General features: G+C 36.7%; 5 protein-coding genes. 4 read left to right on the top strand and 1 reads right to left on the bottom strand.

Annotated features, from left to right (window positions below; all coding sequences use genetic code 11):
• Window positions 1–225: 225 nt before the first annotated feature.
• Entirely contained in the window at window positions 226–2,055 is a 1,830-nt protein-coding gene (ciaB, locus tag GSY74_RS10630) for an invasion protein CiaB (RefSeq protein ID WP_164665115.1), read from the bottom strand.
• Between the two features lie 274 nt (window positions 2,056–2,329).
• On the opposite strand from ciaB, the gene GSY74_RS10625 reads away from it, so the two are divergent.
• The 4 genes from GSY74_RS10625 to carA form a co-directional block, all read left to right on the top strand.
• The gene (locus GSY74_RS10625) at window positions 2,330–3,175 is read left to right on the top strand and encodes an ATP phosphoribosyltransferase regulatory subunit (protein ID WP_164665113.1); all 846 of its coding nucleotides are present in this window, start codon (window positions 2,330–2,332) and stop codon (window positions 3,173–3,175) included.
• A gap of 14 nt (window positions 3,176–3,189) precedes the next feature.
• Complete coding sequence (locus GSY74_RS10620; protein ID WP_164665111.1) at window positions 3,190–4,443, top strand: adenylosuccinate synthase; 1,254 nt, start codon at window positions 3,190–3,192, stop codon at window positions 4,441–4,443.
• A gap of 79 nt (window positions 4,444–4,522) precedes the next feature.
• Window positions 4,523–5,074, top strand: coding sequence for a DUF507 family protein (locus GSY74_RS10615; RefSeq protein WP_164665109.1), 552 nt, complete (start codon window positions 4,523–4,525; stop codon window positions 5,072–5,074).
• Window positions 5,074–6,111: glutamine-hydrolyzing carbamoyl-phosphate synthase small subunit (gene carA / locus GSY74_RS10610; RefSeq protein ID WP_164665107.1), on the top strand; the 1,038-nt coding region annotated here is incomplete at its 3' end. The genes GSY74_RS10615 and carA, both read left to right, overlap by 1 nt.

Below are 6,111 nucleotides of genomic sequence, written 5' to 3'. Positions count from 1 at the left end.
CTACTGTTTTGAAATTGAAATATTGTAGGGACAATGGCACTGCCTTGTCCTAATAAATCAATAACAATATTCTTAATTCATTGGCATTGGGCTAAAGCTATCGGTTCCTTATATGCAATCTGCATTTTTGGAATCGGAGGCTTTAGCCCCGAAAGAGACGAAACTAAAGTTTTCGTTTCCTAGTTTTGCACGAAGTCTTAAATTTTTTCAAAATTATACTAGATACTACTTACTATAAACTTGCTGACCTATCTCTCTGTATCTTCCATAATAGAACTCAACAAAATCCAAAATCTCCTCTTTTATAGGAAGATATACCCCATCTACTTTTTTGGTATATTTCGATAGATAAAAATTGGCATCCATCTTATCAATATAGTTTTGTGCTAAAAATCTGTAAGTTTTTTGATAAGCATCTCTCATCTTATCATACTTATCATAATCTATTATAATCTGCTCGTCATAAGAGATAATACCTGAGCTAAATAGAATATCCAGATGGATAAGCCCTTCACAGTAGTATGGTAACACCTCACCAACTTCACGCCAAGCCATCAACCCAACAGCACGAGATACCAAATCATCTACTATATGTTTTTTTAGTTCATCTTTTTCACTCTCAAAAAATGCCATAAGCCCACCAGTAGTAGCTTTGAACTCCTCTATATTTTTGAACTGTCCACTAGAGTTCATCACCATCTCTGTATCACCATCTATCCACAAAATGTGTCCAAACTCATGACCGATAGTTGATATATCATATATCTCTTGCCACAGCTTAGGATTGGTCTCTATAAGTTCTCGCCGTTTTTTTACAAAATTCAAACCCATAGTCTCAACAGAGAGTTGCATAATAGGTTTTGCCTTTTGACTCTCCATCACAAAATCACTATAAGCAAATATCTTCTTGCCAAGTTCTGCTGAAACCTGTTCATCATTGGGTACCACCTGAGCCGAAAACAGACCATTGAACTCTGCTGCATAGTAGAGCATAGGTTGACCTATATAGAGTTGTGTCTCATCTATTTGCATCGTATTCTTTTCCATAGTAGAGATAATGTCACCATCTATCTCATCAGCTAACTTTGCAGAAAAACTCTTGATACTCTCTCGTGTCACAGAGCCACTTTGTAGTTGTGGATTGACTATCCTCAAATCCCACTCCAACGCAACAGCTTTCCTAAAGTGGTCTTCATAATACTCCAATGGATGACCCACTTGTATAGGGGTTGTAATCTTCATCCAAGCTCTATCGACATTTGCCCAGTGACCAATAAGCTTTTTAGGCTCTTTTATAGATAGAGCTTTTTTAATAGCTACAAAATATCGTATCCACTCATCTTTTTGTCCAAAGACCTCATCGCTCTCTATACTTAAATCTTCGATAGAATCCTCTATCACAGAGACTAGTGCAGAGACTTCATTGGGAAAAGCATCACAGTATGCGGTACTTCTATAGTGACCTATCTCATCTTTTACCAAAACAGAGTAACATCTATCTCCAACAGCTCCATTTGGGTTTAAATCCAACAATCCGTCATCTTGAAGCATTTTAAATATAGCTTTCTCATCACCATCATACTCTTTTAACAAATCACGATTAATTCCAGAGATAATATGTGCCGTCCAAGCTGACTGCCATCTGCTCATAGATTCACCAATATTATGCACACCCTCTATTAGAGTTCTGTAAAAAGGTGTCAATAGATTTTCAGATTTTATCCATGCTATTAGATACTCATGTCTAAGCAGGTGCATCTCTTTGACAAAGAGATACGCTTTCTCTTTTTTTGCAATTATCTCATCTTCACTCAAACCCTCTTTTTGAAGTACCTGCTCTAGGGCATCTTCACGCAGATTGATAAGGCGTGTTAGAGCGGCCATGGTCGTATCGCTATTTATAGGAAGTGAAAGTTGTGATAAAAAGCTATTAACTAAAATCTCTGCTTTAGCATGTTCACCATCCAAGAGTCTGTAGTAGCTATTTAGCTCTTGTTGTCTATTTTGAAGTTCATCATATATCTTTTGTAAATCTAGTATAAATTGTTCTCTCATCTTTTCCCTTTTTATCGGAGTATACCTTTTAAATAATATAGGATTTTCCTTTAGTTTTTGTTTAGTTTTCAGTCCAATATATGAAAGATTTATATATCTAAAACAGTTTAAGTTAGAATATAATGCTTTATTTTAAAGCTAAAAAAATTAAATGTTTTTTTGTTGTTTTGAGTTTAAATAGTCATCGTATCTGAAATATTCTCACCACCCCCTAATCACATTTTAGATATAATCGCACGAATTTTGCAAAAATATAATTTAGTGAGACCAAACAGTGATATTTGAACATGAGATACCAAGCAAAAGCAAACTGTACTTTGGACAGTCGGCTAAGATAAAGCGAGAGATAGAGGCGATATGTGCTGATACTCTATATAGTGAGGGGTATGAGGAGATAGTGACACCACTGTTCTCTTATCATCAACATATCTCTTTTGAGGATGAGAAGCCACTTCTGCACCTGCATGATGAGCATAACCACACAGTGACATTAAGAGCAGATAGTACGGCTGATGTTGTTCGGATTGTGACCAAGCGGATTGGACGGACTGCTGATTCTAAAAAGTGGTTTTATATACAACCTGCTGTCTCCTATCCTACCAAAGAGCAGTATCAGGTGGGTGCGGAGATTATAGATGGCTCTTTTGATGAGGTGGTTAATATCGCTTCAAAATTAGTTAAAAAACTGGAGCTCGAAGCTCTATTACAGATTTCAAATATGCGTATTCCTATACTTTTGAGTCAGAAGTATGGTGTTGATTTGGAGCTGTTGCATGATACAAATATTGAGTCTATTCTGAAACTTGATACTCCTTGGATTTCTAAACTAGTGAGAATTCATCGTCCTGTTGATTTGGATGATTTGAATGGGATTCCAGAGGATATTCAAGCGGAATTACTTTTGATAAAAGAGAGTATAGAGAAGATAGATTATGAGCCTGTAATTGTTGCTCCATTGTATTATGCAAAAATGCGTTATTATGGTTCATTGACATTTAGAATGTTTCAAGATAATGAGCTGTTGGTTCGTGGTGGTGACTATAGCATCGAAGATGTTGATGCATCAGGTTTTGCTCTCTATACTGATGAGTGTATAAACCAAAAAATGAGAAATATATAAGGAGTTGGAATAGAATGAGTAGAGCAGATTTAATAGTAGGACTACAGTGGGGAGATGAAGGAAAAGGTAAGATTGTTGACCATATGGCACAGACTCATGATTTTGTCTGTCGTTTTGCAGGTGGACACAATGCTGGACACACTATTGTTGTTGGTGATAAAAAATATGCGTTGCATCTGATTCCATCAGGTGTTTTGAACCCAAAAGCAAAAAATATTGTGGGTAATGGGGTGGTTCTATCTCCTGTTGATTTTATCAAAGAGATGGTGCAGTTTGACAACCTAGATGGGCGACTTTTTATCTCTGATAAAGCACATATGCTTCTGCCATATCATGCACTTGTTGACCAAGCAAAAGAGCGTTCAAAGGGCGAAAAAGCTATTGGTACAACAGGGAAAGGTATTGGTCCAGCGTATGGTGATAAGATTGCTAGAGTTGGTCATAGAATGGGCGAACTGCATGATACTGAAAAGTTGGCTACAAAAATTATTGAGTTTTTTGAACAAAATTCTGCTATTTTTGATGTTATGGAGATTGATATTCCTAAAAAAGAGGAGTTAATAGCTGAACTTGATGGTTATGCTAAGGTTTTGATTCCACATATTACTGATACGACTCAACTCATGTGGAAGATTTTGGATGAGGGTAAAAAGATACTATTAGAGGGGGCTCAGGGAACCATGCTAGATATTGACCACGGGACTTATCCTTTTGTCACTTCATCAACAACAGTTAGTGCTGGAGCTTGTTCTGGTCTTGGGATTAATCCTAAAGATTTGGGCAAAATTACAGGTATTGCAAAAGCTTACTGTACTCGTGTGGGTAATGGCCCTTTTCCTAGTGAAGATTTTGGTGATAATGGTGAGAGATTGCGTAAAAATGGTCGTGAGTTTGGAACAACAACAGGACGACCACGGCGTTGTGGTTGGTTTGATGCTGTGGCTATGAGACATGCTGTTAGAGTCAATGGTGTTGATCAAGTAGCATTGATGAAGCTTGATGTACTTGATGGATTTGATGAGGTAAAAGTCTGTGTGGCGTATGAGATTGATGGAAAAGAGATTAATTATGTTCCTTATGATTTAGATGATGCTGTGCCTGTTTATAAATCCTTTGCAGGGTGGGATAAGACAGAGGGTTGTAGAGAGTTTGACGAACTTCCTGATACAGCAAAAAGCTATATTCAAGCTTTGGAAGAGATGATAGGTACAAAAATGGGAATTATCTCTACAAGTCCAGATAGAGAAGATACGATTATTCGTGCGTAGGGGTAGACCCATGTGTCTACCCTAAAACAGTGGGCGAGGCTAAAGCCATCGGTTCCAAAAAAAGATAGAAAGGAAAATCATGAGACTAAAATCGAATCAGACAGGGTATGTAGCCTCAAAAATAGGTATTGATTTAGCCAATTCGGGTTTTACAAGGATGCCAAAAGGCAAAGAGGTTGTTGTAAAAGCTTGTAAAGAGGTTATTGATGCAAATTTGGATATGGAGAAAAAACTTGATGCTAAAGTTGAAGAGTTACTTTTGGAAAATGAGGATGAGATAGAGATTCAACGAGTAAAAGAGAGAGAGCTTTTTTTTATGATTAAAAAACGCTTGGCTCCCCAGTATGGTGTGCTTATGAACTATGATGACCGTTACAACGAGGTGGCACATAGTATTTTGGATGAGTTGTATGAGAACTATCTTTTGGAGTATGAGGTGAATGACAATCAGGTGAGAAATGTGATATTTAAAGCTTTTCGAGCCTTTTCTGATGCCTACTCTGCTATGGATGATATTGTTTATGATAAGATTAAAGAGATGAAAAAAGAGTATATCCCTGGTTCTTTAGAGTATGATTTGATATATGAGAGACTTTATGAAGATGAGTTGAGAAGAAGAGGGATGATTTAATGAAAAAAATTTCATTGTATTTTGAAAATGGTATATATTTAGAGGCAAAAAGCTTTGGTGCAGATGGTACAAATGTGGGAGAGATTGTATTTAATACCTCTCTTACAGGCTATCAAGAGATAGTCACAGACCCAAGCTATGCAGGGCAGTTTGTGACATTTACTATGCCAGAGATTGGTAATGTGGGTTGTAATGCACAAGATTTTGAGAGTAGGGGGGCTTACTGTAAAGGTATTATAGTTCGTTCATATCAGGCACGACCGTCTAATTTTAGATGTGAAGAGCCTCTTGATGCTCTTTTGAAAAAGTATAATATTTTGGGTATTACAGAGATAGATACTCGATTTTTGACAAAGATGCTAAGAGTTGAGGGTGCTATGATGATGATAGCTTCTACAGAGATTCATAATGCTGATGAGCTAAAAAAACTCTTATCAGACTCTCCTAGAATAGAAGAGGTTAACTATATAGATGAGGTTAGCACAAAAGAGTCTTATATTCATAAAGAGGCTCGATATAGTACTGATATATTCAGATATGAAGAGCCAAAAACTACCAAAAAAATCATAGCTCTTGATTTTGGAATCAAAAGAAATATACTAAATGAGCTAACCCATGCAGGTATGGAGGTAGAGGTTGTTCCAAATAGCATTAATGCTTCAACTATTATAGAGAGATTTTATGCAAAAGAGATAGATGGGGTTTTCCTCTCAAATGGACCAGGTGACCCACTTATTTTGAAAGAGGAACAGGAGAAGATAAAGAGACTAATTGCTAAGAAGATTCCTCTTTTTGGTATCTGTTTGGGGCATCAATTGCTATCTATTGCTCATGGATATGATACATATAAGCTTAAGTTTGGTCATCATGGCGGTAATCATCCTGTTAAAAATGAGGAGAATGGTACAGTTGAGATTACAGCACAAAACCATAATTATAATGTACCTGATAGCATTACAGAGGTTGCAACGGTAACGCATACTAATCTTTTTGATAATACTATCGAGGGGTTAAAGTATAATGACTCTCCTACTATG

The sequence above is a fragment of the Sulfurovum sp. bin170 genome (genome assembly GCF_010892395.1).
GTDB lineage: Bacteria > Campylobacterota > Campylobacteria > Campylobacterales > Sulfurovaceae > UBA1140.
The sequence above is the reverse complement of the archived record's forward strand: the minus strand, read 5'-3'. Positions and strand labels throughout refer to the sequence as shown.

Excerpts from the sequence above, each read along its gene's own strand:
- GSY74_RS10620 (WP_164665111.1), top strand. The coding sequence starts at position 3,190 with ATGAGTAGAGCAGATTTAATAGTAGGACTACAGTGGGGAGATGAAGGA.
- GSY74_RS10615 (WP_164665109.1), top strand. The coding sequence starts at position 4,523 with ATGAGACTAAAATCGAATCAGACAGGGTATGTAGCCTCAAAAATAGGT.
- ciaB (WP_164665115.1), bottom strand. The coding sequence starts at position 2,055 with ATGAGAGAACAATTTATACTAGATTTACAAAAGATATATGATGAACTT.